The organism is uncultured Fibrobacter sp. (assembly GCF_900316465.1).
Lineage (GTDB): Bacteria > Fibrobacterota > Fibrobacteria > Fibrobacterales > Fibrobacteraceae > Fibrobacter.
Genome location: NZ_ONDD01000007.1, coordinates 36,234 through 59,196 on the forward strand (window position 1 = coordinate 36,234; position 22,963 = coordinate 59,196).

The 22,963-nt window shown below is 53.0% G+C and carries 20 protein-coding genes; 16 read left to right on the forward strand and 4 right to left on the reverse strand.

Annotation, left to right across the window (positions count from 1 at the left end; genetic code table 11):
- Positions 1-127: 127 nt before the first annotated feature.
- The 8 genes from QZN53_RS04010 to QZN53_RS04045 all read left to right on the forward strand — a co-directional run bounded on the left by QZN53_RS04010 (position 128) and on the right by QZN53_RS04045 (position 9,847).
- Complete coding sequence (locus QZN53_RS04010) at positions 128-2,479, forward strand: DEAD/DEAH box helicase (RefSeq protein ID WP_163437630.1); 2,352 nt, start codon at positions 128-130, stop codon at positions 2,477-2,479.
- Between the two features lie 52 nt (positions 2,480-2,531).
- The gene (locus QZN53_RS04015; RefSeq protein WP_163437631.1) at positions 2,532-3,407 is read left to right on the forward strand and encodes a nuclease-related domain-containing protein; all 876 of its coding nucleotides are present in this window, start codon (positions 2,532-2,534) and stop codon (positions 3,405-3,407) included.
- Positions 3,391-4,662, forward strand: a complete 1,272-nt coding sequence (locus QZN53_RS04020) for a pitrilysin family protein (protein WP_163437632.1) — start codon at positions 3,391-3,393, stop codon at positions 4,660-4,662. The genes QZN53_RS04015 and QZN53_RS04020 overlap by 17 nt, the downstream gene beginning before the upstream one ends.
- Positions 4,663-4,706: 44 nt before the next feature.
- Positions 4,707-5,165, forward strand: a complete 459-nt coding sequence (locus QZN53_RS04025; RefSeq protein ID WP_072800489.1) for an Rrf2 family transcriptional regulator — start codon at positions 4,707-4,709, stop codon at positions 5,163-5,165.
- Positions 5,166-5,518: 353 nt separating this feature from the next.
- Positions 5,519-6,802: an O-acetylhomoserine aminocarboxypropyltransferase/cysteine synthase family protein gene (locus QZN53_RS04030; protein ID WP_163437633.1), complete on the forward strand. Its 1,284-nt coding sequence runs from the start codon at positions 5,519-5,521 to the stop codon at positions 6,800-6,802.
- 110 nt (positions 6,803-6,912) lie between these two features.
- Complete coding sequence (locus tag QZN53_RS04035) at positions 6,913-8,073, forward strand: iron-containing alcohol dehydrogenase (RefSeq protein ID WP_163437634.1); 1,161 nt, start codon at positions 6,913-6,915, stop codon at positions 8,071-8,073.
- Between the two features lie 41 nt (positions 8,074-8,114).
- Complete coding sequence (gene cysK, locus QZN53_RS04040) at positions 8,115-9,041, forward strand: cysteine synthase A (protein ID WP_072800492.1); 927 nt, start codon at positions 8,115-8,117, stop codon at positions 9,039-9,041.
- A 176-nt stretch (positions 9,042-9,217) separates the two neighbouring features.
- The gene (locus QZN53_RS04045; RefSeq protein WP_163437635.1) at positions 9,218-9,847 is read left to right on the forward strand and encodes an HAD family phosphatase; all 630 of its coding nucleotides are present in this window, start codon (positions 9,218-9,220) and stop codon (positions 9,845-9,847) included.
- On the opposite strand, the gene QZN53_RS04050 is transcribed toward QZN53_RS04045, so the two are convergent.
- The gene (locus QZN53_RS04050) at positions 9,844-11,013 is read right to left on the reverse strand and encodes a TraB/GumN family protein (protein WP_163437636.1); all 1,170 of its coding nucleotides are present in this window, start codon (positions 11,011-11,013) and stop codon (positions 9,844-9,846) included. The genes QZN53_RS04045 and QZN53_RS04050 overlap by 4 nt on opposite strands.
- Before the next feature lie 120 nt (positions 11,014-11,133).
- Here QZN53_RS04050 and QZN53_RS04055 point away from each other — a divergent pair, with 120 nt between their 5' ends.
- From QZN53_RS04055 to QZN53_RS04085, 7 genes are all read left to right on the forward strand, one after another.
- The gene (locus QZN53_RS04055; RefSeq protein ID WP_163437637.1) at positions 11,134-11,745 is read left to right on the forward strand and encodes a hypothetical protein; all 612 of its coding nucleotides are present in this window, start codon (positions 11,134-11,136) and stop codon (positions 11,743-11,745) included.
- 65 nt (positions 11,746-11,810) lie between these two features.
- Complete coding sequence (locus tag QZN53_RS04060; protein WP_163437638.1) at positions 11,811-12,212, forward strand: hypothetical protein; 402 nt, start codon at positions 11,811-11,813, stop codon at positions 12,210-12,212.
- 36 nt (positions 12,213-12,248) lie between these two features.
- Complete coding sequence (gene cmk / locus QZN53_RS04065; RefSeq protein WP_163437639.1) at positions 12,249-12,917, forward strand: (d)CMP kinase; 669 nt, start codon at positions 12,249-12,251, stop codon at positions 12,915-12,917.
- Between the two features lie 35 nt (positions 12,918-12,952).
- Positions 12,953-14,719: a 30S ribosomal protein S1 gene (rpsA, locus tag QZN53_RS04070; RefSeq protein WP_088627403.1), complete on the forward strand. Its 1,767-nt coding sequence runs from the start codon at positions 12,953-12,955 to the stop codon at positions 14,717-14,719.
- Positions 14,720-14,788: 69 nt separating this feature from the next.
- Positions 14,789-15,808, forward strand: coding sequence for an acyltransferase family protein (locus QZN53_RS04075; protein ID WP_163437640.1), 1,020 nt, complete (start codon positions 14,789-14,791; stop codon positions 15,806-15,808).
- Between the two features lie 25 nt (positions 15,809-15,833).
- Complete coding sequence (locus QZN53_RS04080) at positions 15,834-17,150, forward strand: phosphopantothenate--cysteine ligase family flavoprotein (protein WP_163437641.1); 1,317 nt, start codon at positions 15,834-15,836, stop codon at positions 17,148-17,150.
- Entirely contained in the window at positions 17,143-18,108 is a 966-nt protein-coding gene (locus QZN53_RS04085) for a hypothetical protein (RefSeq protein ID WP_163437642.1), read from the forward strand. The genes QZN53_RS04080 and QZN53_RS04085 overlap by 8 nt, the downstream gene beginning before the upstream one ends.
- Here QZN53_RS04085 and QZN53_RS04090 read toward each other — a convergent pair whose 3' ends face one another.
- The 3 genes from QZN53_RS04090 to QZN53_RS04100 form a co-directional block, all read right to left on the reverse strand.
- Positions 18,109-19,065 (reverse strand): class I SAM-dependent methyltransferase, encoded by a 957-nt coding sequence (locus QZN53_RS04090; protein WP_163437643.1) that lies wholly within the window; start codon positions 19,063-19,065, stop codon positions 18,109-18,111.
- An 84-nt stretch (positions 19,066-19,149) separates the two neighbouring features.
- A complete protein-coding gene (gene nrdR, locus QZN53_RS04095; RefSeq protein WP_072977912.1) occupies positions 19,150-19,593 on the reverse strand; it encodes a transcriptional regulator NrdR in 444 nt (147 codons plus the stop codon).
- Positions 19,594-19,601: 8 nt separating this feature from the next.
- The gene (locus QZN53_RS04100) at positions 19,602-21,674 is read right to left on the reverse strand and encodes a transketolase (protein WP_163437644.1); all 2,073 of its coding nucleotides are present in this window, start codon (positions 21,672-21,674) and stop codon (positions 19,602-19,604) included.
- Positions 21,675-21,870: 196 nt separating this feature from the next.
- Here QZN53_RS04100 and QZN53_RS04105 point away from each other — a divergent pair, with 196 nt between their 5' ends.
- Positions 21,871-22,938, forward strand: coding sequence for a hypothetical protein (locus tag QZN53_RS04105; RefSeq protein WP_163437600.1), 1,068 nt, complete (start codon positions 21,871-21,873; stop codon positions 22,936-22,938).
- Positions 22,939-22,963 lie beyond the last annotated feature (25 nt).

Genomic DNA, 22,963 nt, shown 5'->3' on the forward strand with positions numbered 1-22,963 from the left:
ACTTCAGGTTTATAAGCGCGAGTGCGCTTCGGGGCTTTTCAAGGTTCAGCCGGGTAACCGGCGCTAGAACCATTCGATGGTGCGGCATGGGCCGCAGATGAAGTTTACGGGTCCCTGAAGGTGCATTATGACGAAGAATACTGAAGAACGTATTCCTGAAGAAGCTATTGACCCCAAATCCAAAATTGCCCGCGAAGCAGACGCGTTTTTGAACGCTATTGCAGGCGGTGCCGACGAAGACGAAGCTGATGAAGCCGCATTCCTGGAACTGAATCCGAACGGCGTGGTCGTCGACGAAGAAGGCGACGTACTCAAAAAGGGCAGAAAATCCGCCATCGAAGTCGGCACAAAGGTCGAATTTGAAGAAGGCGAAGTCGAACAGCCCGAGGAAGACGAAAGCGCCGAAGATTACGCCGAATCTAAAAAGAGTTGCGCAGAACCGGTAGTCGCTGAAGAGACTCCGGCCCAGGAAGAAGCCGCCGAAGAGATCGCAGAAGATTCCTCCAACGATTCTGACGATGAACCGGGCGATGAAGCCCTCGTGACCTTCGAAGACCTTGGACTTGCAGACGAAGTTCTTGAAGCCATCAAGGCCATGGGCTACGAGACGCCCTCTCCCATTCAGGCGAAGGCGATTCCCGCCCTTTTGCAGGGTGGAAACCTGCTCGGCACCGCCCAGACCGGCACCGGCAAGACCGCCGCATTCTCGCTCCCGCTGCTTTCGAGGCTCGACTTTAACGGTCACGAAACCTCGATGCTGGTACTCACGCCGACCCGCGAACTTGCGATCCAGGTGGCCGAAGCCATCCAGCAGTATGCCGCCAAGATGCCGAAGGTGCATGTGGTTCCGGTTTACGGCGGACAGGACATCGCCGTGCAGTTGCGAGCCCTCAAGCGCCAAGCAAACATCGTGGTTGCCACTCCGGGTCGCCTGATTGACCATATCAAGCGCGGCTCCATCGTGCTTTCGGGCGTGAAGGCCATCGTTCTCGACGAAGCCGACGAAATGCTCGACATGGGATTCATGGAAGATGTCGAAACCATCCTCAAGGAAATCCCGGCAAGCGCCCAGCGCGCCCTCTTTAGCGCCACCATGCCTAAAGAAGTCAAGAAGATTATCGAACAGCACTTGGGCGAATACGAAGAAGCCTGCATCGAAGGCAAGACGACGACGGTGGAAAATATCCGTCAGCGTTACCTGTTGGTGAAAAACGAACACAAAATCGAAGCGCTCGCCCGCGTGCTCGAAGGCGAAGACTTTGACGGCGTGCTGATTTTCGTACGCACCAAGCAGAACACGACCGAAGTCGCCGAAAAGCTGGAAAGCCGCGGCTTCAACGTGGCACCCTTGAACGGCGACCTCGCCCAGTCCATGCGCGAACGCACCATCAACCGACTCAAGATGGGCAAGCTCGATATCGTCGTCGCCACCGACGTGGCCGCCCGTGGCATCGACGTGGACCGCATCACGCACGTGGTGAACTACGACATTCCGTACGACACCGAATCTTACGTGCACCGCATCGGCCGTACGGGCCGCGCAGGCCGCAGCGGCAACGCCATCCTCTTTATCACTCCGCGTGAAAAGAAGATGCTGAAGATTATCGAAAAGGCGACCCGCCAGCCGATCGAGACCATGGAATTGCCGACGGCAGAAATCATCAGTGCAAAGCGCGTCGCCGCCTTCAAGGGCAAAATCAAGAGTGTGATTACCACCGGCGAACTCGACAAGTTCAAGGAACTTGTGGAAAGCATGGTGAGCGAAAGCGCTACAGAAGGTGCAGAACCGCTGACCGCCGCAGACATCGCTGCCGCAGTCATCAAGATTTGGCAAAAAAAGCAGCCGCTCTTCCCGGAACTCAAGCCGCTTGACGTTCCGCGCGAAAGAGGGGAACGCCGCGACCGCAGCAATGACAACTTTGGACTCGACCGCGAAGAAAAGAGTAGGCTCCGCAAGGAACGCAACGAAGGCGCTAACGGCGTCGAAGAAGGCTACTTGCGCTACTACCTGGGAGTCGGCCGCCGCGACCATGTGACACCGCGAGACATCGTAGGCGCCATCGCCGGCGAAGGCAACATCAGTAGCAGCAACATCGGGCGCATCAAACTGTTCGACAAGTTCAGCACTGTAGAACTCCCCGAAACCATGCCGCAGGAAGTCCTCGACATTCTCGCCGACATGACAATTCGCGGTAACGAATCCAGATTCCGCCTGATGACCGACGAGCCGCCAACCGGCCCCGCTCCGGGAACCCGCCCGCGCGCCAGCCGCGAAGACCGCCGTAGTTTCCATCGCGATGGAGACCGTCGCAGCAAAAAGTTCGACGACAAACCTTTCGAAAACCGCAAGGCCCGCCGCGAAAAAATGTTCGGCGACAAGAAGTTCGGCAAAAAAGAAGACCGTTTTCACAAAGACCACGACGAACGTAGCTTTGGAGACAAGCCCTTCCGCAAAACTCGCCGTTTCGGAAGAGTTTAAGTAAAGACAAGAGGTTTGCTCCGGCAAGCCTCTTTTTTACTATACTTGCGGCATGACTTTTTCGACTCTCATCGGCATCATTCTGTTGCTAGCCCTTGTCTTTTTTAAGATCAAGGGCAAATCGCCGAAGAAGAATCCGAAAATGTACCACGGCGATGGCCGCCGCAAGACATTCCGCGATTTTGAGCAGGAACGCCGCAAGGGCCTGAGCGATGGGATTCGCGGGCTAGACAAACCTTTTGAATTGGGCGGTTACGGCATCACGCATGCGCCTACCCGCAGCGAGAACTTCTTTAAGCCGGACCCGAAATTCAACGACGAGCGTATTGCAAACGACCCGCGAGGTATTTTTGGCGAAGCCGCCATGATGGCTTTGACCGCACGCGTCTGCGACACCGACAAGCGCCGGTATGTACTGATGCGAAACTTGTACATTCCCGCCCGCGCTGGCTACACCGAAATCGACGCCTTGCTTTTGCACCAGTCGGGTATTTACGTTCTAGAAAGCAAGAACCTTTCGGGCGAAATCGCAGGCGATCTTGAAAGCGAGCGATGGAACCAGCACTTGAACGCAAGCACCGAGCATACATTCCACAACCCGATTCGTCAAAACATCGGGCACATTTTGGCGCTAGAACATTTTCTGAAAATCCGCCATGAACAGGCGCACTTTATTTCGTTCGTGGTATTCAGCGACCGCTGCACCTTACGAAAAGTGCCCAAGGATAACGAATTCTGGAGTATCGTTCACTGCAGCGAATTGCAAGACGCTCTACTCAAGCGCATCACAAGCCGCAAGACCATTTACACTATGCAACAGCTTGAAGACTTTTATTATAAATTGCAAGGTTGCATGAACGTGAGCGAAGAAGTAAAGAAGCAACATAGAGATTACGCAAGCAAGAAAAATCATGAAGCAAACAGTTAAGAAGACTACCCTCGATAACGGAATCACTATTTTAACAGACTACATGCCGCACGCTTACTCGGTTGCAGTTGGCGTCTGGGTGCCGCGCGGATCGCGACACGAATCTAAAGATGAATTTGGCCTGAGCCATTTTTACGAGCACTTGGTATTCAAAGGGACAGAAAACCGCAGCGCCCTTGAAATCGCCCGCGCTATCGAAGACAAGGGTGGAAACCTGGAAGCCTACACCACTCGCCAAGAAACAGGCTTTTATGCGCAAATCGAACGCAGCCACTTGCCGCTCGCCATTGACGTGATTGCAGACATGCTCATGCACCCGCGCATGGACAAGAAGGAAATGGAAAAAGAACGCCGTGTGATTATTGAAGAAATCCACAGCTACGACGACATTCCCGAAGAAATCGTGGGCGACGTATTCAACGCCATTCACTTTAAGGGTTGCGGCATCGCGCATTCCATTACCGGAAACATCAAGCAAGTCAAGGCGCTCACCCACAAACAAATGCTCAAGTACAAGGAGCAAGTCATCAACGAGATCCCGCTCCTGATTTGCGCCTCGGGTAAAGTCAACCACGAAGAGCTTGTTGAACTTTGTGCAGAAAAATTTGCACAAAAGAAAATTAACGGCACGACCCCCACCGACATCTACAAGGCCCACGATAGCGTAAAGGTCGTACAGAAGCAAGACATTGCCCAGTCAAACCTTTTCTGGGGCTTAAGTTTTGACCGTTCCCTGGTAGACGAGCGAACCCGATGCGCGCTTTCGCTATTCAATGTAGCGATGGGTGCCGGAATGGCCAGCCGCTTATTCCAGAAGATTCGCGAAGATAAAGGCCTCGCCTACTCCGTGTATTCCACCGCCGACGTTTACCGCGACTGCACCGACTGGGGCGTATCCCTGGCTACCGAGCCGCACCAGCTGAAAACAGCACTCGATCTTTCGCTGAATGAGACACGCAGTTTCTTGAAGCACGGATTCAACAAGGGCGAATTCGAACGCACCAAGACAAACATCTTGGGTGCTATGTACCTGGGCGCCGACAGTCCCGAAAAGCGCGTCGTCCGCATGGCCGAACAGGTGTTGCACCTGGGCGAATTCCGCACCATGGAAGAATCCGAAAAGACCATCAAGTCCATGCCAGAAGAAGAAGTCGTCGAGATTACGAACCGCCTATTTGCAGCAGCCAAGTTCTCGGCAGCCGTCATTGAGCCCGCCGGACGCAAAAAGACTGCGCTTGATATAAACTTTTTCTAGAGCCCGTGGCCTAAGCGCCTAGTATTTGTTATAATTGAGTCATTATGAGAATATCTACCAAAGGCCGCTATGCACTCCGCGTCATGATTGACCTTGCTCAGCACAGCAAGGACGAATACGTGAAGTTACAGGAACTTGCCGAACGTCAGCAAATTTCTGAAAAATACCTCGAAGGTATTTTGGGTTCGCTCGTTCGCGGCAAACTGCTTACGGGCGCCCGCGGCAAGGCCGGCGGTTACAGGCTCAATTGCGAACCTGCCAACTGCAGCGTATGGCAGATTCTTTCGGTTGTAGAGACATCGGTTTCTCCCGTCGCCTGCCTTGACGAAAAGGAAAACTCCTGCGAACGCGCCGACATCTGCATCACGCTCCCAGTATGGAAAGAACTACACTCCATGATCAAGGATTACCTGGACGGAGTCAAGCTAGACCAGTTTTTGCGCAACAGCCCCAAGGCTAAGGGCAAAATTCCTGGCGGAAAGAACTGGAATTGCGGTTTATAGCGTTTAAACCGCATTTTTTTGAATACTAGTTATAGTTTAAAACTATTAGTAAGAAAAATGTAAGCAAATTTCTTGTACACCCAGTCATTTTCCTATTGGAATGGTGGGAATAAAGTTCTAATTTACGACGTGTCAAAAGAACAACGCTGATTTCGAACCGAGTTCGGAAAGACAGCAAAGAAAAATGCGAAACCGTCGCGAAGGAAGGATAGTCTATGAGTTGTGAATCTGATTGTCGAATGCGAGTCCAAGCATAAATAAACGGACAAGCCTACGGCAGAAAGCCGGGGCAACAAACAACAAACCATTTAATCGTCCCACCGCGGACAACAATCAAAAAAGGAATTTATACAATGACTACACAGAACAAGCTCCATTTCGAAACTCTCCAGGTTCACGTTGGCCAGGAACATGCAGATCCCACAACCGATTCTCGCGCAGTTCCCATCTACCAGACCACTTCCTACGTGTTCCATAGCGCTCAGCATGCCGCTGACCGTTTCGCCCTGAAGGACGCCGGTAACGTCTATGGCCGTATCAACAACTCTACGCAGGGCGTGCTCGAAGAACGTATCGCTGCCCTCGAAGGTGGTGTTGCCGCTCTCGCCGTCGCTTCCGGTGCAGCAGCCATTACCTACGCCATCACGGCTCTCGCCCGCAAGGGTGACCACGTGGTTGCTCAGCGCACTGTTTACGGCGGTACTTTCAACTTGCTGCAGCACACGCTCCGCGACTTCGGTATCGAAACGACTTTCGTTGACACCCACGACCTCAAGAGTGTCGAAGCTGCTGTCAAGAGCAACACGAAGCTCATCTTTATCGAAACGCTCGGCAACCCGCATTCCGACATCCCGGATATCGAAGCAATTTCCGAAATCGCCCACAAGAACAAGATTCCTCTGGTGATCGACAATACCTTCGGTACTCCGTATCTGATTCGTCCGCTTGAACACGGTGCCGACATTGTGGTGCATTCCGCTACCAAGTTCATCGGTGGCCACGGCACGACTCTCGGCGGCATCATCGTGGACGGCGGCAAGTTCGACTGGGCTGCATCCGGCAAGTTCCCGCAGTTCACCGAAGTGAACCCGAGCTACGGAATTCCTTTCACCGCGACGGGCGCCGCTGCTTACGTGATCTACGTTCGCACGATTCTCCTCCGCGACGAAGGTGCTGCAATTTCTCCGTTCAACGCATTCCTCCTGTTGCAGGGTGTCGAAACGCTTTCTCTCCGCCTGGATCGCCATGTGGAAAACACCAAGAAGGTTATCGAGTTCCTCACCAAGCATCCGAAGGTTACCCGCGTGAGCCATCCGAGCCTCCCGAACCATCCGGACCACGAACTTTACAAGAAGTACTTCCCGAATGGCGGCGGTTCCATTTTCACCTTCGACATCAAGGGCGGTCAGGAAGAAGCCTTCAAGTTCATCGATAGCCTGAAGATCTTCAGCCTGCTTGCCAACGTTGCCGACGTGAAGAGCCTCGTGATTCACCCGTACACCACCACGCACGCCGAACTTTCTCCGGAAGAATTGGCCGCAGCCGAAATTACCCCGGCAACGATCCGCGTGTCTATCGGTACGGAACACTACGAAGACATTATCGCTGACCTCGAAAACGGTTTTGCTGCAATTTAATTGTTTGCATTGAGTTTCCAGATCCGAGCGCGTTTTCACCATTAGGAAACGTTCGTCGGACTGGATTCTTTTTTATAAACTGCCATTAAGACAGTAACGGAGAGTATTAAATGATTGACTTCGAATATTATAATCCTGCAAAAATCATTTTTGGCGAGCACAGTGAACAGAAGCTAAAATCACTTTTGGCCGCAAACAATGTAAAGTCACTCCAACTCGTTTACAGCGGTGACTTTATCAAGACGCTGGGCATTTACGATGTGATCAAGGCAGCTGTCGCTGAACTCGGGATTCGTTTTTCGGAAAACGGGAACGTGGTGCCGAACCCTTCCATTGACCTGGTACGCGAACTCGTGAAGCAGGGCAAGGAAAACCAGGTGGACTTTGTGCTTGCCGTGGGTGGCGGAAGCTCCATTGACACGGCGAAGGCTGTGGCGCTTGGCATTCCGTACGACGGAGACGTGTGGGACTTCTTTGAAAAAGGCGTTTCGCCCAAGCAAGTGTTACCCATTGGCGTGATTGCAACGACCGCTTCGAGCGGTTCCGAAACATCCAATGCGGCAATTCTTTCTAGCGGTGAATGGAAACTCGGTTTTGAAGATGACCGAATCATTCCGAAGTTCGCCATCATGAACCCGAAATACACGGTGGGCTTGCCGGCATACCAGACTTTTGTAGGCATCGCTGACGTACTTTCGCACTTGTTGGAACGCTATTTCTCGGACGAAAAGAATTCCGACACGACAGACTACTTGATTGAAGGCGCGATTCGTGCATTGCTCGTGAATGCGGACAAGCTCTTGAAAGACCAAAAGGATGTAAACGCCCGTGGCGAAATCCAGTGGCTCGCCAGTGTGGCTCACGGCGGATTCCTGGACGCAGGTCGCCGCGCGGACTGGGGTTCTCACCGAATCGAGCATGAACTTTCGGCGCAGTACAACATCACTCACGGCGAAGGCATGGCGGTGGTGACGGTTGCTTGGACCAAGTACATGGCCGAGAAAAAGCCTTGGAGGCTCGCGCTTCTAGCAAGTAGGGTTTTCGGAGCCGATTCCTACAACTACAACGAAACGGAACGAGCTTACATTTTGTCTGAAGAACTTGCAAAATTCTTCAAGAAGTTGCACCTCGCCACAACCCTGGCAGAACTCAAGATTGACAACAAGGATTTTGACGCCATGGCCGCAAGAGCAGTAAGAAACGGCAATGTCGGGCATTATGTGCCTTTAGATGCAACCGCAATCAAGGACATTTTGACGTTAGCTTTGTAAATTTTAACAGGAAAAACAATTCAAAGATAAGGATTAAAAACATGTCTAAAATCTATACCTCCGCCGACCAGCTCATTGGTCACACCCCGCTTCTCGAACTCACCCATATCGAAGAAGGCCTCGGAGCCAAGATTCTTGGAAAGCTCGAATACTTCAACCCCGCCGGTTCCGTGAAGGATCGTATTGCAAAGGCGATGATTGACGAAGCAGAAAAGAGCGGTAAGCTCAAGAAGGGTGCCGTGATTATCGAACCGACTTCGGGCAACACCGGTATCGGTCTTGCATCTGTCGCTGCAGCACGTGGCTACCGCATCATCATCGTGATGCCCGAAACCATGAGCGTGGAACGCCGCCAGATTATGAAGGCTTACGGCGCAGAACTTGTGCTGACCGAAGGCGCCAAGGGCATGAAGGGCGCTATCGAAAAGGCCGATGAACTCGCCAAGGAAATCCCGAACAGCTTTATTCCGGGTCAGTTTGTGAACCCGGCAAACCCGGCAGCCCACAAGGCCACCACCGGTCCCGAAATCTGGGAAGACACCGATGGTAAGGTCGATATTTTTGTGGCCGGTGTCGGTACCGGTGGTACGGTGACAGGCGTGGGTGAATACCTCAAGTCCAAGAATCCGAACGTGAAGGTTGTCGCTGTTGAACCGGCAAGTTCTCCGGTGCTTACCAAGGGTACTGCAGGCGCCCACAAGATCCAGGGCATCGGCGCAGGCTTCGTTCCTGAAACCTTGAACACCAAGGTTTACGACGAAGTGATCGCTGTCGAAAACGAAGCCGCATTCGAAGCCGGCCGCGAAATCGGCAAGAAGGAAGGCGTGCTCGTGGGCATTTCTTCTGGCGCCGCTCTCTGGGCAGCCAAGGAACTCGCGAAGCGCCCCGAAAACAAGGGCAAGACGATTGTCGCACTCCTCCCGGATACCGGCGACCGTTACCTCTCCACCGCCCTCTTCGCAGAATAATTTTCACAGAATTATTACTTTATTTACAACAACGCCCATTAGAAATTATCTAATGGGTATTTTATTTATTTGTAGCGAGACAGATATTCCATCGTTAGATAAAATACAAACGGCAAGATAACAAAAGCGTCGGCCAAGGATGGGCAACCTGTGTTTATTTTCTACATTTTTTCAAAATGCATTTCAAGAACATCATCTTCGATTTAGGCGGAGTCATCCTCGACATCAACATGCAAAAGGCCCTAGACGGCTTTGCAGCACTCGGGCTCCACGAAAGCGAACTCCGCTTCGATAAAGGCGAAGCCGCCGACTTGATGCACCGTTACCAACTCGGACATTTTTCTACCGAAGACTTCTGCAAACTCGTTGCCGCCAGGTGCAATCCGGGCACAACTCCCGAACAAGTCGCCCACGCTTGGAACAGCATTTGCATCGGCATTCCCGAACGAAAGCTGAACGCCATCAAGGCTCTCAAGCAACGCGCAAACGTCTACCTGCTCAGCAACACCAACGACCTTCATTGGCAATACTGCCTGGACCATTGGTTCAACACAGGCGACAACCGCTGCGAAGATTTTTTCCATCAGGTGTTTTTAAGCCAAGACTTGCACCTCGAAAAGCCGAACGTTGAAATCTTTGAACACGTCATCAAAGCCGTCGGCGCCGTCCATGGTTCTGAAACCTCGGACACCATCTTCCTCGATGACAACATCGATAACGTAAATGCCGCAAAAAAATGCGGCATTCAAGCGGTGCAAATCACACCCGATTTCGACTGGGTCGAATACTTTAAGGCGTTAAATTAAAACGCCTGGTAAATCTTGAAGATAGCGAGAATCTTTCCGATAATAGCGGGGATTCCCGGGCACAAGAAGCAGAGAATCACGCGAGTCACGCGGTTTTTCCACCAGCGCTTGACCTGCCAGATATCGTCTGTCAACGTTTCCATTTCGGACACGCGCGGCGGTCTCATGTAGACCTGCGTGAGCGCCGTAAAGAACCCGACACCGATAAGAGGCGTAAGTCCCGTAAACGGAGCTGCAATAAGCGCCACCAAAACCGTCAGCGGATGACCACCAGCGATAATCGTACCCAGCATGGCTCCACCGCCGGTGAGCATCGCCCACTGCAAGCTGAGTTCGCCCGCCTTTTCGGCTCCCGTATGCACACCCACAGCAATAATACTTGCAATGATTGCAACAGGAATCGCCCAGCCGATAATCTTCCAAATCGGAGCGCTCTTCGGAATCACGCTAATAGATTCTTCGCTCGGGAGTTCGCGGTCTTCTTCGATAATTTTAGCGATACCGTTCATGTGACCGGCACCGACAACTGCCACGATCTTTTTGCCCGGAGCGTTTCTGATTTTGCTTGCGAGGAACTGGTCGCGTTCGTCGATAAGCACTTGCTTGACTTCGGGGAACGACTTTCCGAAATCCTGCATCATGGCGCTCAAGGCATCTTGCTGCTTGATTTTGGCCAAGTCTTCTTCGCTGACTTCGGTGCGGTCAAAAATGCTTGCGATGAGTCCGCCCAAAAGGCTTAGCTTGCGGTACCAAGGAGTGCAGGCCCAAGTACGCTTGAGCGTAATCTTGATATCGCGGTCGGCAAGCACCAGTTCGGCATTCTTTTCGCCGGCGACATCGACCGCTTCCTTGAGTTCGGAACCCGGCTTTACACCTGTCTGCGCACCCATGCGCTTTTGGTAAGACCCGAGCACCAGGTTGGCAATGAGGGTCGCCAATTGCTTTTTCTTGATAACTTGCTTGAGGTCGGTCTTTTTCCAGCGGTCCGGATCCTTAATGGAATTCAGGCGTCCTTCGTCCAATTCAACACAAACTGTATCTGGGGATTCTGCTTCAATAGTTGCCCGAACCAGGTCCTTGGAGGCCTGTGAAATATGGGCTGTACCAATTAGAATAAACTCTCTATCGTCTTTTTTTATGCGGCAAATGTCGGATTTTTCGTTCATCGGCATAAATGATAGCAAGAAAATGGCTTGCAAATTGAAAAAAATTATTCTTTTTTGTTGACTTTATCAAAAAATGTTTATATTTATGTGGAAAATTTATTTTTTCGGAGGTTTCATCCTATGAAAAAAATTTTGGCATATGTTTCTTTGGCCGCGCTGGTTCTGACCGGCTGTGCAGGTTCTAGGTCTGATGATCCCGAGGCCTTGGATAACGCTCTCGTGGGTTTCACCTCTTGTGTGCAGGGTTCCCGCTGGCAGGAAGCTTTGGAATACGTGACCCCGAGCGAAGCTGATGTTATTGCCACTTCTGATGGTTACGAATTCAAGGACGAATACAAGACTGCAGCTCGCAGACTTCCGCTTTCGACACTCCGCCGCGCCGGTCTCCAGGTCGACGGCAGAGGCCGCCTGGTCGGCATCAAGGACGCCATGGACGAAGCCAATGGCCGCTACGTGATGTCTGAAGAACAGGCCAAGGTCGGTACGAACCTGAAGCAGATGGAAGACGAACGCGTGAAGCGCCGCATCGAACAGGGTCAGAAGATCTTGCAGGAAGAAGAGGAAGAAGCTAACCAGGAACAGGAAGAAATCGTCTATTCCAACAAGCTGACCGACGAAGAAAAGCGCAAGTACGGTAGCACCCGCGACCTGCAGGCTCCGGAAGCTTACGAAGACGAAAGCACTCAGGAAGCTGAAGAAACCCTCTACAGCGGCGACTACGACAATCCGTAATGCTTAACCTGTTTCACAAAAATTTGACAAAGACGGCGCTTTTAAAGGCGTCGTTTTTTGCAGTAGTGTTCGCCCTCTTGGCTAGCTTTACCGCCTGCGATTTGGGACCTGACCCGGCCGCCGACGGCGCTCGCTTCAACAGGCATTTTCATTACTACTATGTACAGGATTGCCGTGCCGATGCCTTCGGCCCTTACGATTGCGGAACAATCCACGCTTTGAGCCCTTCCATGACCGTGGGGCTTCGAATTGATAGCGACGGATTGGCCTCCTTGAACCTCGATGGCGACCGCTATTATTACCTGGAATCGGAATATACCCAAGGCTGGGACAGCCAATACGGTTCCTATTTCAGTTTTGTGCAAGACAATGACGAACTGACCATCTATAGTAGCGGCGAAGTCATGGCCTATTGGGACAACAATAACGGCCTTGTTACCTACTACTTTTACGACATCTTTGATTGACGTCGGGGCTTCAAGTTTCTATTTTTAGCCCCACTCATGAGCAATTCTGAAAATTTTGTCATCGCCCTTGATGGCGGTTCGGGTACCGGCAAGAGTACCACTGCAAAAATCGTTGCAAAGACTTTAGGTATTACCTATTTGGACACGGGCGCCATGTACCGCGCCGTGACACTTGCCGCCCTCGACGCAGGACTTGCTGCCGAAGAAGGCCCCGCAATGGACAAATTGCTCGAAAACCTGACCCTCGGGTTCGATTCCGAAAACCACATCCTCATTAACGGTGTCTGCCGCGAAAACGAAATCCGCGGCATGAAGGTATCGAGCAACGTGAGCATCTACTGCGCACTCCCGTCGGTCCGTGCCGCCATGACCAAGCAGCAGCGCGAAATCGGCAAGAAGCAGAGCTGCATTCTGGATGGCCGCGACATCGGAACCGTGGTGTTCCCCGATGCAAAGTACAAGTTTTTCATGGTTACGGATGTTAAAGTCCGTGCCGAACGCCGCTACAAGGAACTCCTTGAAAAGGGCGAAAAAGTGACTTTCGAAGAAGTCCTCAACAACCTGGTCGAACGCGACCGCCTGGACTCTTCCCGTGCCACAGCCCCGTTAAAAAAAGCGGACGACGCTATTGAAATTGACACTACACACATCTCAATCCAACAACAGGTTCAAAAGATTCTCGACTACGTAGGTGTAGTGGCGTAGCCTGAATCCTTTGTTCCGCAACCCAATTAAACAATATGTCTCAAAATCTCAAATTCGGTACCGCTGAAGATCTCGCTGAAATCCTCGCCGCTCAGGGCGAATGCAGCCCCGACTTCCGTAAGCAGAACGCTGACGTTTACGCCGGCATGGATTGCCTTGAACAGGGCAAGCTCGTCACTGGTAAGATTAGCCAGGTGAACGACCAGGAAGTCTTGATCGACGTGAACTACAAGTCCGAAGGTGTCATTGACCGTGCTGAATTCAAGGACACGGACTCCCTCGAAATCGGTTCCGAAATCGAAGTGTTTGTCGAAAAGCTCGAAGATGAAGACGGCCGTCTCATCCTTTCGAAGCAGAAGGCCGACTTCGTTCGCGTGTGGGATCGCATCCACGCTGCATTCGAAAACAACGAAGTCGTGCGTGGTACGCTCACGAAGCGTATCAAGGGCGGTGTGGTTGTCGACCTGTTCGGCATCGACGCCTTCCTCCCGGGTTCCCAGATCGACCTCCGTCAGATCCCGGACATCAACGCCCTCATTGGTCAGGAATACGACCTCAAGGTTATCAAGGTCAACAAGGCTCGCCGCAACATCGTCGTGTCTCGCCGTGTTGTTCTCGAAGAAGAACGCAACAAGCAGCGTGGCGACGTTCTCGAAACTCTCGAGAAGGGTCAGGTCCGCAAGGGTATCGTCAAGAACATCACCGACTTCGGTGCATTCATTGACCTCGGCGGCGTAGACGGCCTCCTCCACATCACCGACATGAGCTACAAGCGCATCAACCACCCGACCGAATTGCTCCAGCTCGGCCAGGAAGTCGAAGTTATGGTTCTCGACTTCAACGACAAGAAGGAACGTATCTCTCTCGGCATGAAGCAGCTTAAGCCGCATCCGTGGAAGGACATCGCCGAACGTTATCCGGAAGGCGCTATCGTTAAGGGTAAGGTTGTTTCCATTACCGATTACGGTGCATTCGTTGAACTGGATAGCGGCGTTGAAGGCCTCATCCACGTTTCCGAAATGTCCTGGACTCAGCATGTCAAGCACCCGTCCAAGATCCTCACTGTTGGTCAGGAAGTCGAAGCTGTCGTGCTCAAGGTTGAAGAAGATGCAGAACGTATCTCTCTCGGCATGAAGCAGCTCGAATCCGATCCGTGGGATTCTATCGAAACCGAACTTCCGCCGGGTGCCCGCGTGGTTGGTGAAATCCGCAACATCGCTTCCTTCGGCGCCTTCGTCGAAATCAAGGAAGGTGTTGATGGCCTCATCCACGTTTCCGACATGTCCTGGACCAAAAAGATCACTCACCCGAACGAAATGGTCAAGAAGGGTGACAAGGTCGAATGCGTCGTGCTCGCCGTCGATAAGGAAAAGCGCCGCATTTCTCTGTCCATGAAGCACCTCACCGAAGATCCGTGGGACACCATCGACAACACCTATCCGGTGAACTCCGAAGTGAAGGGCAAGATCGTTCGCATGCTCGACCGCGGTGTCGTGGTTGAACTCGCTGACGGTATCGAAGGCTTCATCCCGGTTTCCAAGCTCACCGCTGAATACATCAAGGTTCCGGCCGATGCATTCAAGGTTGGCGACGAAGTTCCGGCTGTCGTGACCGAAATCGATCAGAACAACCGTAAGATCTTCCTCTCTGTGGTTGACTACTTCAAGAACCGTGAATCCGCTGAGCTCAAGGCTTGGATGGACTCTCACAAGCCGGGCGAATCTGGCACCACCATTGGTGAAGCCGCCGCTCCGAAGAAGAAGGCTTCCAAGAAGAAGGCTGACGCTGAAGCCGAAGCTTAATTCGCTTCTTTAAAAGCTTAAAGGAATCCCGTGGGCAACCGCGGGATTTCTTTTTGTATCTTTGGCACCATGGGAAGAATCGCATGGATAGACAACTGCAAGGCTCTAGCGATAAGCATTGTCGTTTTGGGCCACCTTGAATCAATCTACCTTGTGAACGAGGTTCTCTTTTCGTTTGCGATGCCCGCCTTCTTTTTTCTTTCTGGCTATACATTCAAGCGGTCCGCAAGCGCCCCGTTTATCGAATTTATCCGGAAAAAATTCCGCAGCCTTATCATCCCCTATTTTGGTTTTTCGGCAATCCTGTTCGCCTTTTGGTTTTTGGTCCGCCGGAATTTCGGCTTGACCGGACAACAGCCCGGAATTACGGTGCCTGACGTGCTATTGCAAATTGTCCGCGGAGTGAACAGCGAATCTTTCGTGACTCCGCTATGGTTCCTAACATGCCTTTTCGTGACCGAGTTGTTCTTTTGGGGACTACAGAAGTTCATAAAGAAACAGCCCGCTATTTGGGCTATAATTCTAGTCCTTTTCGGTTTCGGAATTTATTACTGGTTCTACATGGACATCCAGCATTTTTCGCATGCCTTTTGGAACGTCGATCAAGCCTGTTTTTACCTTTACTTTTTGAGCATCGGTTTTGCATTTTCGAGCCGCAATTTAGCCGAGCGTTTATTTTGCAACCTAAAGCGAAACCTTGCAACCGCGCTCGTTTTGCCGGCGGTGTTCACAGTTGCTTTTATCGCCCGTGAAAGCACCACAACCACTTGGCAAATCCTGCTGCTTCAGGCAGTCATGTGTAACGCTAGTTTGTTTGCATTCATCGCCATCGGGAACGCGATTCCGCAAAACAAAATCTTGAATTTTATCGGGCAGAACACCCTTACGATTCTTGCACTGCACATTATAGTGCAAAGTCTCTTGCGCGGCACCTTGCTTAAAGCGGTTCACCTGGATCCGGAGCTATTGCAGAATTCACTAGGACTAAGCCTCCTGCTGACTCTCGTGACACTTGCCGCACTCGTTCCCGCGATTCTATTGATAAACCGATTTATCCCGTGGTTAGCCGGGAAACGCAAAGTCAGATAAGTCCGCAATTTCTAATTTTCATTCCATGAACCTCGCTGGAAAGAAAATTTTGCTCGGAGTCTCGGGCGGCATTGCCGTTTACAAGAGCTGCGAGCTGTTGCGCCTGCTGCAGAAGAAGGGCGCCGAAGTACGCGTGTGCATGACCGACGCAGCCACTGAATTCGTGGCGTCGCTGACTTTTGCAAGCCTTAGCAAGTGTCCTGTGTACCTGAAGAACGGAGCCGTCGAGGCGCGCCCCTTCCAGCATATTGATTTTCCGCGCTGGGCAGACCTCTATTTGGTGGTGCCCGCGACCGCGAATGTCATCGGTAAATTCGCCTGCGGCATCGCCGACGATCCGGTGAGCCTTTGCTTTATAAGCTGCACGTGCCCGCGCGTGATTGCGCCCGCCATGAATGTGGCGATGTATAATTCGCCCGCCGTAAAGCGCAACCTCGAGATTTTGCGCGGCTTTGAAGACACAACCGTACTTGAATCCCCTGCAGGGGAACTCGCCTGTGGTGAAGTCGGACAAGGTCGCCTGATGGAACCAGCCGAAATCGTGAAGTGGTTGGAAGGGGCAAGCCTGCCCCTCGCTGCAGCCGCATGCGCGTCTTCCGCTACCCCATCGCCTAAGGGCACGGCCCCTAAAACCCCCGCGCCGGCAATTCCTGTCGCTGTCGATATTCCGCCGACACAAGACGCGAGCCTTCCTGGCTATGGCAAGAAAGTCCTGTTGACCGCAGGCCGTACCGAAGAAGCCATCGACCCGGTGCGTTATATCAGCAATCGCAGCAGCGGTAAGACTGCCGTTGCACTCGCCTCGGTATTCTTCGCCAACGGATTTGAGGTCGAAGTGGTCGCAGGCCCGATGGAAGCGAAGTTCCCTGGCGGAGTGAAAGTGACTCGAGTAACAAGCGCCCGCGACATGCACGACGCCGTCCTTGAACGAATGAAGAGTGCAAGCGCGCTCGTTCACTGCGCCGCCGTTGCCGACTACCGCCCGAAAGTGGCCGCCACCGAAAAGATTAAGGATAGCCGGAGCCAGCTGATTCTGGAACTGGAACCGAACCCGAATATTTTGCGAGACAGCGTCGCCCAAAAACGCGACAATCAAGTGATTGTCGGATTCGCACTTGAAACCGATCACTTTGAAGAACACGCCGCCGAAAAGCTTGCAAAGAGCGGCGCCGACGCACTGCTTTTGAACGCGCCCGTGGCCGCCGACTCCGGCTTTGGCCGCGACTGCGTGCGGTTCGCCCTGGTGGAAAAGGGCAAGCCCGTTCCACCACTCGCCATGGGCGAGAAGGTCGATTTGGCCGAGACGATTTTGAACTTTTGCCTGGAGCGCCTGAATGGCTGACGAATTTGACTTTAGCGAACTGCGCAACTACCTTTCAGGACAAATCGACCTGGGCGAAGCGGAACTCTTGCTAGACGAGCCGTGGACGCTCACCCGCAAGCCCGCAGTTCCTGGAGCGCCTGCAGCACGCCCGGCAGCCCCGCGTCCTGTCGCACCGAGCATTGTTCCGCCGACTCCGGCCGCAGCCCCCGCAGCACGCCCGGTACCGCGCAACTTGCCGCCTCAATTCCCGAACAGTTCCACAGCCGCACCAACCGAAGCTTCGCAGGCCCCGATTCCAGACACCACCGGATTTGCGCCTTCGCTCTTCGGCGCCGTCGATTCCAAGGCTACCGCCATTCCGGCTGTCAACATGCCGACTGAGCGCGTCGTAAAGCGCACGGCATCTGCCTTCGAATCTGTCAGTTCTCTTGATGCATTCTACGAATCCATCAAGGGCGAAGCCATGTACGCCAAGGAAGCAGCACTCGCCCGCTATGTTGGTCCCGCCAAGCCGAAACTGCTTTTTCTGCTCCCCGCCATTAAAATGGCCGAAGCAGCAAATATCTCGGCAACAAGCACCAGCGCCTTCTTCGGGACTCCCGTCGGCGAAATGCTTTCACGCCTGTTCGCAAGTTTGAGCATCGAACAAAAAGATATCGGCATCACGTACTTCTTCAAGTCGACCGAGCGCCCGCTCGCGCCGCTTCTCGAAGCCGCGCTCCGTAAAATGCTCACCAAAGAACTCAGTTTCATTCAGCCCGAAATCATGGTGACCTTCGGACAACCGCTGTTCTATCAAGTATTTGGCAAAGGCAAAAATTTCGACGACAACGCCGGCACCGCCATGGACTTTGCCGGCACCAAGAGTGTCGCGCTCGTAGACCCCTACCTCATGGTAAACGACAAGCAGATGAAATGGCTCACGTGGAAGGTTCACATCCCGCGCAGCGGCATGTTCACCATCGCGGCGAAGTAGCTACACTTCAATGAGCGTTGCCACGAGGCAGCTGTCTTTAGTGTGGCCGGAGCCGACAAAATCGATGTCCTGCGACTTGCTCCAAAGAGTTTTCGCTTTCGGATGGACGGACGCAACCGACGCGAGCGCATTCCGCGAGAAGGCGGACAAATTAAATTCGCTGTAATTGGAACTCACCATAAAGAGGCCGCCCTTGTTCAGGAGCGTGGCGCAGTCGGCTACGAGCGGCATCAAGTGTTCGCGCACGTTGAAGTTCTTGCCCTTGAAGCGGGCAAAGCTGGGCGGGTCAAGCACGATGGCATCGAACTTGAGGCCTTTCTTTTGCGCCCAGTGAACGTATTCAACGGCATTGCCTCTGAAGAATTCGCCCTGCTTGGGTTCGAGCCCATTAAGGGCGTAGTTTTCGCGGCCTTTGTCCAGAATCTTCGCGCTGATGTCGGCGTTCGTTGAAATATCGGCGCCACCTAGGCGGCCATGCACCGAGAAAGCGCATGTATAACTGAACAGGTTCAGCATACGGCGCCCTGCAGCCCGAGACCCCATCTCCAAACGGATTGCACGCATGTCCAGGAACAGCCCCGGATTCACCGTATCAAGCAAATCAATGTGGAACTTCGCAGAACCTTCGCGGACAACGCCCGTAGAATCTTCGGGACGGCCCACCAACACTTCCATCGGCGGGTTTTCCAGCGACTTGCCGGAACGGGAAAGGCGTTCCTTTACCACAAGGCAAACGGGAGAAAACTTCTGCGCAATCGCATCGGCAATGGCAGGCTTTTCACGGAGCAATTCATCGCCGAAAAACTGAATCTGATAACGGTCTCCGAACTTGTCGAGCGTCATGCCGGGGAATCCATCCGGCGCCCCATTCACAATGCGAAAAGCCTCAGTAACCCCCAGCAAAGGAGCACGTCTTTTATAAGCAGCATCTAGTTTTTCGGCAAAATTCATAAGCATGGACTAAAATTACAAATGTGAGATGTGGGATTATCCATCTCACATTTCTCATTACACATTATTTATTAAGGATGACACATCGTGTCACTTATCCATGCTCTTGATTTGGTCCACGAATTCGCCGACTTCCTTGAATTCGCGGTAAATCGAGGCAAAGCGCACGTAGGCGACGGCATCGAGTTTCTTGAGTTCCTGCATCACCAGGTTGCCAATCTGTTCGTAGCTGACTTCGAAGTTTTCAGTCACGGTCAGGGCGTTTTCCACGTTAGTCGCGAGCTGTTCAATGTCGGCGACCGAGACGGGGCGCTTTTTGCAGGAGTTCATGATACCGCGCAAGAGCTTTTCGCGCTGGAACGGTTCATGTTCGCCGCTGCGCTTGATCACGGTCAGCGGCTGAACTTCGATGTATTCACGAGTGGTAAAGCGTTTGCCGCATTCGCAACATTCGCGACGACGACGAATGGACGACCCGCTCACGCGGCTGTCCACCACCTTGTCGTTATCTTTCTTGCAGAATGGGCAAATCATCTTAAACCTTAGTTGAACTTCTTGAATTCAGCGACGTTGGCCTTGAATTCAGCGAGGTATTCCTTCGCGGCAGCCACAACAGCTTCCGGAGTGTAACCGAATTCCTTTTCGAGCACGGCTGCCGGAGCAGAGGCGCCAAAGCGTTCGAGACCGGAGACCTTGCCAAAGCCACCCACGACCTGGGCGAACAGGAGCGGAAGGCCGCTGGACTTTGCAAACACCGGAGTCCAAGGAACTATCACGGATTCGCGATAAGCCTTGTCCTGAGCCATGAAGAGGGCCGGGCTAATCATGGAGACCACGCGAACCTTGAGGCCTTCGCCACGGAGGATTTCAGCGGCGTCGTGAGTCAGGAGCACATCGGAACCGTTAGACACGAAGGTCAGGTCCGGGCGTGCGGAACCGCAGTTGTCGCTCACGATGTAGGCACCCTTGCGGCATGCCTTGGAAGCTTCGTAGCGCTTGTCACCAGGAAGCGTCTTCACGTTCTGGCGGGTAAGGATAATCGCGGTCGGGCGGTCGTTGTTTTCAAAAGCCATTTCCCAAGCGGTCACGGTTTCGAAGGCATCGGCCGGGCGAAGCACCAGCATTTCGGACTTGCCGTCTTCGCGCTTGAGACCTTCGAGCAAACGGATCTGGGTTTCGTGTTCAATCGGCTGGTGCGTCGGGCCGTCTTCGCCCACGCGGAAGCTGTCATGCGTGTACATGAACTTGACCGGGAGCTTCATGAGGGCTGCCATACGGATAGCCGGCTTCATGAAGTCGCTGAACACGAAGAATGTAGCACAAATCGGATAGAGGCCGCCGTGCAGTGCGATACCGCAGCAGATGGCGCCCATGGTAAGTTCGGCAACACCCACCTGAACGAAGGCGCCCTTGAAGTCGCCTGCGCGGAAGATGCCGGTCTTGTTAAGGAAGGCCTGGGTGTTGTCGGAGTTAGAAAGGTCAGCAGAGCTGCAGATGCAGTTCTTCACGTTTTCGGCGAGGTAGCCGAGCACGGTACCGGAAGTGACGCGGGTAGCGACACCTTCCTTGAGTTCGAGGCCAGAAAGGTCGATCTTCGGAGCCTTGCCCGAGAGCCATTCCTTGAGGGTGGCAGCCTTTTCCGGGTTCTTGGCGTCCCAAGCAGCCTTGGCCTTCTTCCATTCGGCAACCTGCTTGCGGAGTTCTTCCTTACGGGCTTCGAAGCCAGCCTTCACGTCGTCAAAAATCTTGAATGCATCGGCCGGATCGCCGCCGAGGTTCTTCACGGTTGCATCAGTAGAAGCGCCTGCTGCGTTCAGCGGCTGACCGTGGGTAGAAACGGCTCCTTCGAAGGATTTGCCGTCTTCGGCAATGGCGCCCTTGGCCATAGTGGTGTGACCGATGATGATGGTCGGCTTTTCGGTTTCGGCCCAAGCGGCCTTGAATGCCTTGCGGAGTTCTGCAATGTTGTGACCGTCGGCCACGTCAATCACGCGGAAGCCCCATGCTTCGTACTGCTTCTTGAAGTCGTGGCTCATCACGTCTTCAACCTTGCAGGACAGCTGCACCTGGTTAGCGTCGTAGAAGAAAATGAGGTTAGAAAGCTTGAGGTGACCGGCAATACGGCCCACGCCGTAAGCGATTTCTTCTTCGAGGCCGCCGTCAGAGACGAGGCATACGACCTTGTGCTGCAGAATGTCGCCAAAACGTTCGACCATGAATCGTTCGGCAATAGCGTTACCGAGGGCTACGGCATGACCGATACCGAGCGGGCCCGAGGAGTTTTCGATGCCGAGGGCGACTTCGACTTCGGGGTGACCCGGAGTGCGGGAGCCGAGCTGGCGGAAATTCTTGAGGTCTTCCATCGAGAGGTTGCCGAGCATGGCCAGTTCGCCGTACAGGAGCGCGGACATGTGGCCCGGGTCCATAAAGAAGCGGTCGCGGGCTTCCCAGTAGGGGTTTTCGGGGTCAAAACGGAGAAATTCCGAATACAGGAGCGTAATGGCGTCTGCTGCGCCCATGGCTCCACCCGGGTGACCGGACTTTGCCTTCTGCACCATGGCAGCGGAAAGGATTCGAATGTTGTCAGCCGCTTTTGTAACCAACGCGTCTTGCACTTTTTTAACCTCTCTTTAGAATTTGCGACCCAAATTTAACTTTTTTTGGCCAATCTCTCAAGGTAAGCAGTCAGAAAACACCTTATAATCTCCTTATAATTAACGAAACTTAGTGAAAAATGTTTTACCAAATCCATAGGAATATACGGCCGTTTTATATCTATTTTTGGGGCAGGAAAAACAAAGGTCTCTTAACATGTTAAAAAATATTTACAAAACAGTCTTTATCGCCTTGGCAGGTCTCGTCGGAACAGCCAACGCACTCGAAATCCGTCCTCTTGCTGAAATCGAATTCCCGACAAAAGTGAATATCGCTTATGAACAAGCGGGCAACAAGAATGACTCCAAGTGGGACACCGATCTTCTGTTCATGGGCGGTACCGAAGTTCTCTTCTCTCCCGTAATTCCTATCCGCTTCGGTGGCGGTATCGCTTACAAGAGCGCCCAGAAAAAGGGCGGCACGATTGTGACTCCGGCAACTCTCCCTATCTGGGGAACCATTTCTTACGATCCCATCAAGGGCCAATATGCCGTTTCGCCCTACATCGTTGCAAGATTAGGTACCCTTCTGCCGCTTTCCAGCAACGGAAACTGGTATGAAAAGCCTCTCAACTTTTTTGCCCAAGGCGGTATCGGCGTCATCCTGCCGTTCAACATCGGACTTGAAGTCAACTACGACTACACCACACTGCTCAAGTCTTACAAGAGCTTAGATACCCAGGCTAGGGCATCCTCCGGTCGCGTGGGCGTCATGATTTCTTACGGATTCGATCTCGGATCTAATAACTCGAAGCCCGAAGAAGAACCTAAGGGCTACGACGTCTCCTCCATTACCAACGAAAGCACAAGCGAAGAACCCGCCGAATCCCAGGAATCTTCCGGTTTCGACTACTCCGGCGGAGCTTATGACTCTTCTGAACCGGACACCACGGCAACGACTTCTGAAACGGATTATGGTTACGGCTATGGCGCCTCTGAAGAAACTCCGGCTGAATCTACCGAAGACACCGCAAGTGCCCCTGTAGCAGAAGAAGCCCCGGCAGAAGAGAGCGCCGCTGAAGAACCGGCTGCAGAAGAAGCCGCCGCAGAGCCCGAAGCTGTCGCAGAGCCCGAACCGGAACCTGAACCGGCTGCAGAACCCGCTCCGGAACCGGAACCCAAGCCCGCAGCAAAGAAGGCTTCGAAGAAGTCCAGCAAGAAGTCTAAGAAGTCTTCCAAGAAGTCCTCCAAAAAGTCCAGCAAAAAGAGCAAAAAGAAGAAGTAATGCTCACACAAAATTGAAAACTGAA

Excerpts from the sequence above, each read along its gene's own strand:
- QZN53_RS04010 (WP_163437630.1), top strand. The coding sequence starts at position 128 with ATGACGAAGAATACTGAAGAACGTATTCCTGAAGAAGCTATTGACCCC.
- cysK (WP_072800492.1), top strand. The coding sequence starts at position 8,115 with ATGTCTAAAATCTATACCTCCGCCGACCAGCTCATTGGTCACACCCCG.
- QZN53_RS04055 (WP_163437637.1), top strand. The coding sequence starts at position 11,134 with ATGAAAAAAATTTTGGCATATGTTTCTTTGGCCGCGCTGGTTCTGACC.
- nrdR (WP_072977912.1), bottom strand. The coding sequence starts at position 19,593 with ATGATTTGCCCATTCTGCAAGAAAGATAACGACAAGGTGGTGGACAGC.
- QZN53_RS04020 (WP_163437632.1), top strand. The coding sequence starts at position 3,391 with ATGAAGCAAACAGTTAAGAAGACTACCCTCGATAACGGAATCACTATT.
- QZN53_RS04050 (WP_163437636.1), bottom strand. The coding sequence starts at position 11,013 with ATGAACGAAAAATCCGACATTTGCCGCATAAAAAAAGACGATAGAGAG.
- QZN53_RS04085 (WP_163437642.1), top strand. The coding sequence starts at position 17,143 with ATGGCTGACGAATTTGACTTTAGCGAACTGCGCAACTACCTTTCAGGA.
- rpsA (WP_088627403.1), top strand. The coding sequence starts at position 12,953 with ATGTCTCAAAATCTCAAATTCGGTACCGCTGAAGATCTCGCTGAAATC.
- QZN53_RS04035 (WP_163437634.1), top strand. The coding sequence starts at position 6,913 with ATGATTGACTTCGAATATTATAATCCTGCAAAAATCATTTTTGGCGAG.
- QZN53_RS04030 (WP_163437633.1), top strand. The coding sequence starts at position 5,519 with ATGACTACACAGAACAAGCTCCATTTCGAAACTCTCCAGGTTCACGTT.
- QZN53_RS04045 (WP_163437635.1), top strand. The coding sequence starts at position 9,218 with ATGCATTTCAAGAACATCATCTTCGATTTAGGCGGAGTCATCCTCGAC.
- QZN53_RS04080 (WP_163437641.1), top strand. The coding sequence starts at position 15,834 with ATGAACCTCGCTGGAAAGAAAATTTTGCTCGGAGTCTCGGGCGGCATT.
- QZN53_RS04015 (WP_163437631.1), top strand. The coding sequence starts at position 2,532 with ATGACTTTTTCGACTCTCATCGGCATCATTCTGTTGCTAGCCCTTGTC.
- QZN53_RS04025 (WP_072800489.1), top strand. The coding sequence starts at position 4,707 with ATGAGAATATCTACCAAAGGCCGCTATGCACTCCGCGTCATGATTGAC.
- QZN53_RS04090 (WP_163437643.1), bottom strand. The coding sequence starts at position 19,065 with ATGCTTATGAATTTTGCCGAAAAACTAGATGCTGCTTATAAAAGACGT.
- QZN53_RS04105 (WP_163437600.1), top strand. The coding sequence starts at position 21,871 with ATGTTAAAAAATATTTACAAAACAGTCTTTATCGCCTTGGCAGGTCTC.
- cmk (WP_163437639.1), top strand. The coding sequence starts at position 12,249 with ATGAGCAATTCTGAAAATTTTGTCATCGCCCTTGATGGCGGTTCGGGT.
- QZN53_RS04075 (WP_163437640.1), top strand. The coding sequence starts at position 14,789 with ATGGGAAGAATCGCATGGATAGACAACTGCAAGGCTCTAGCGATAAGC.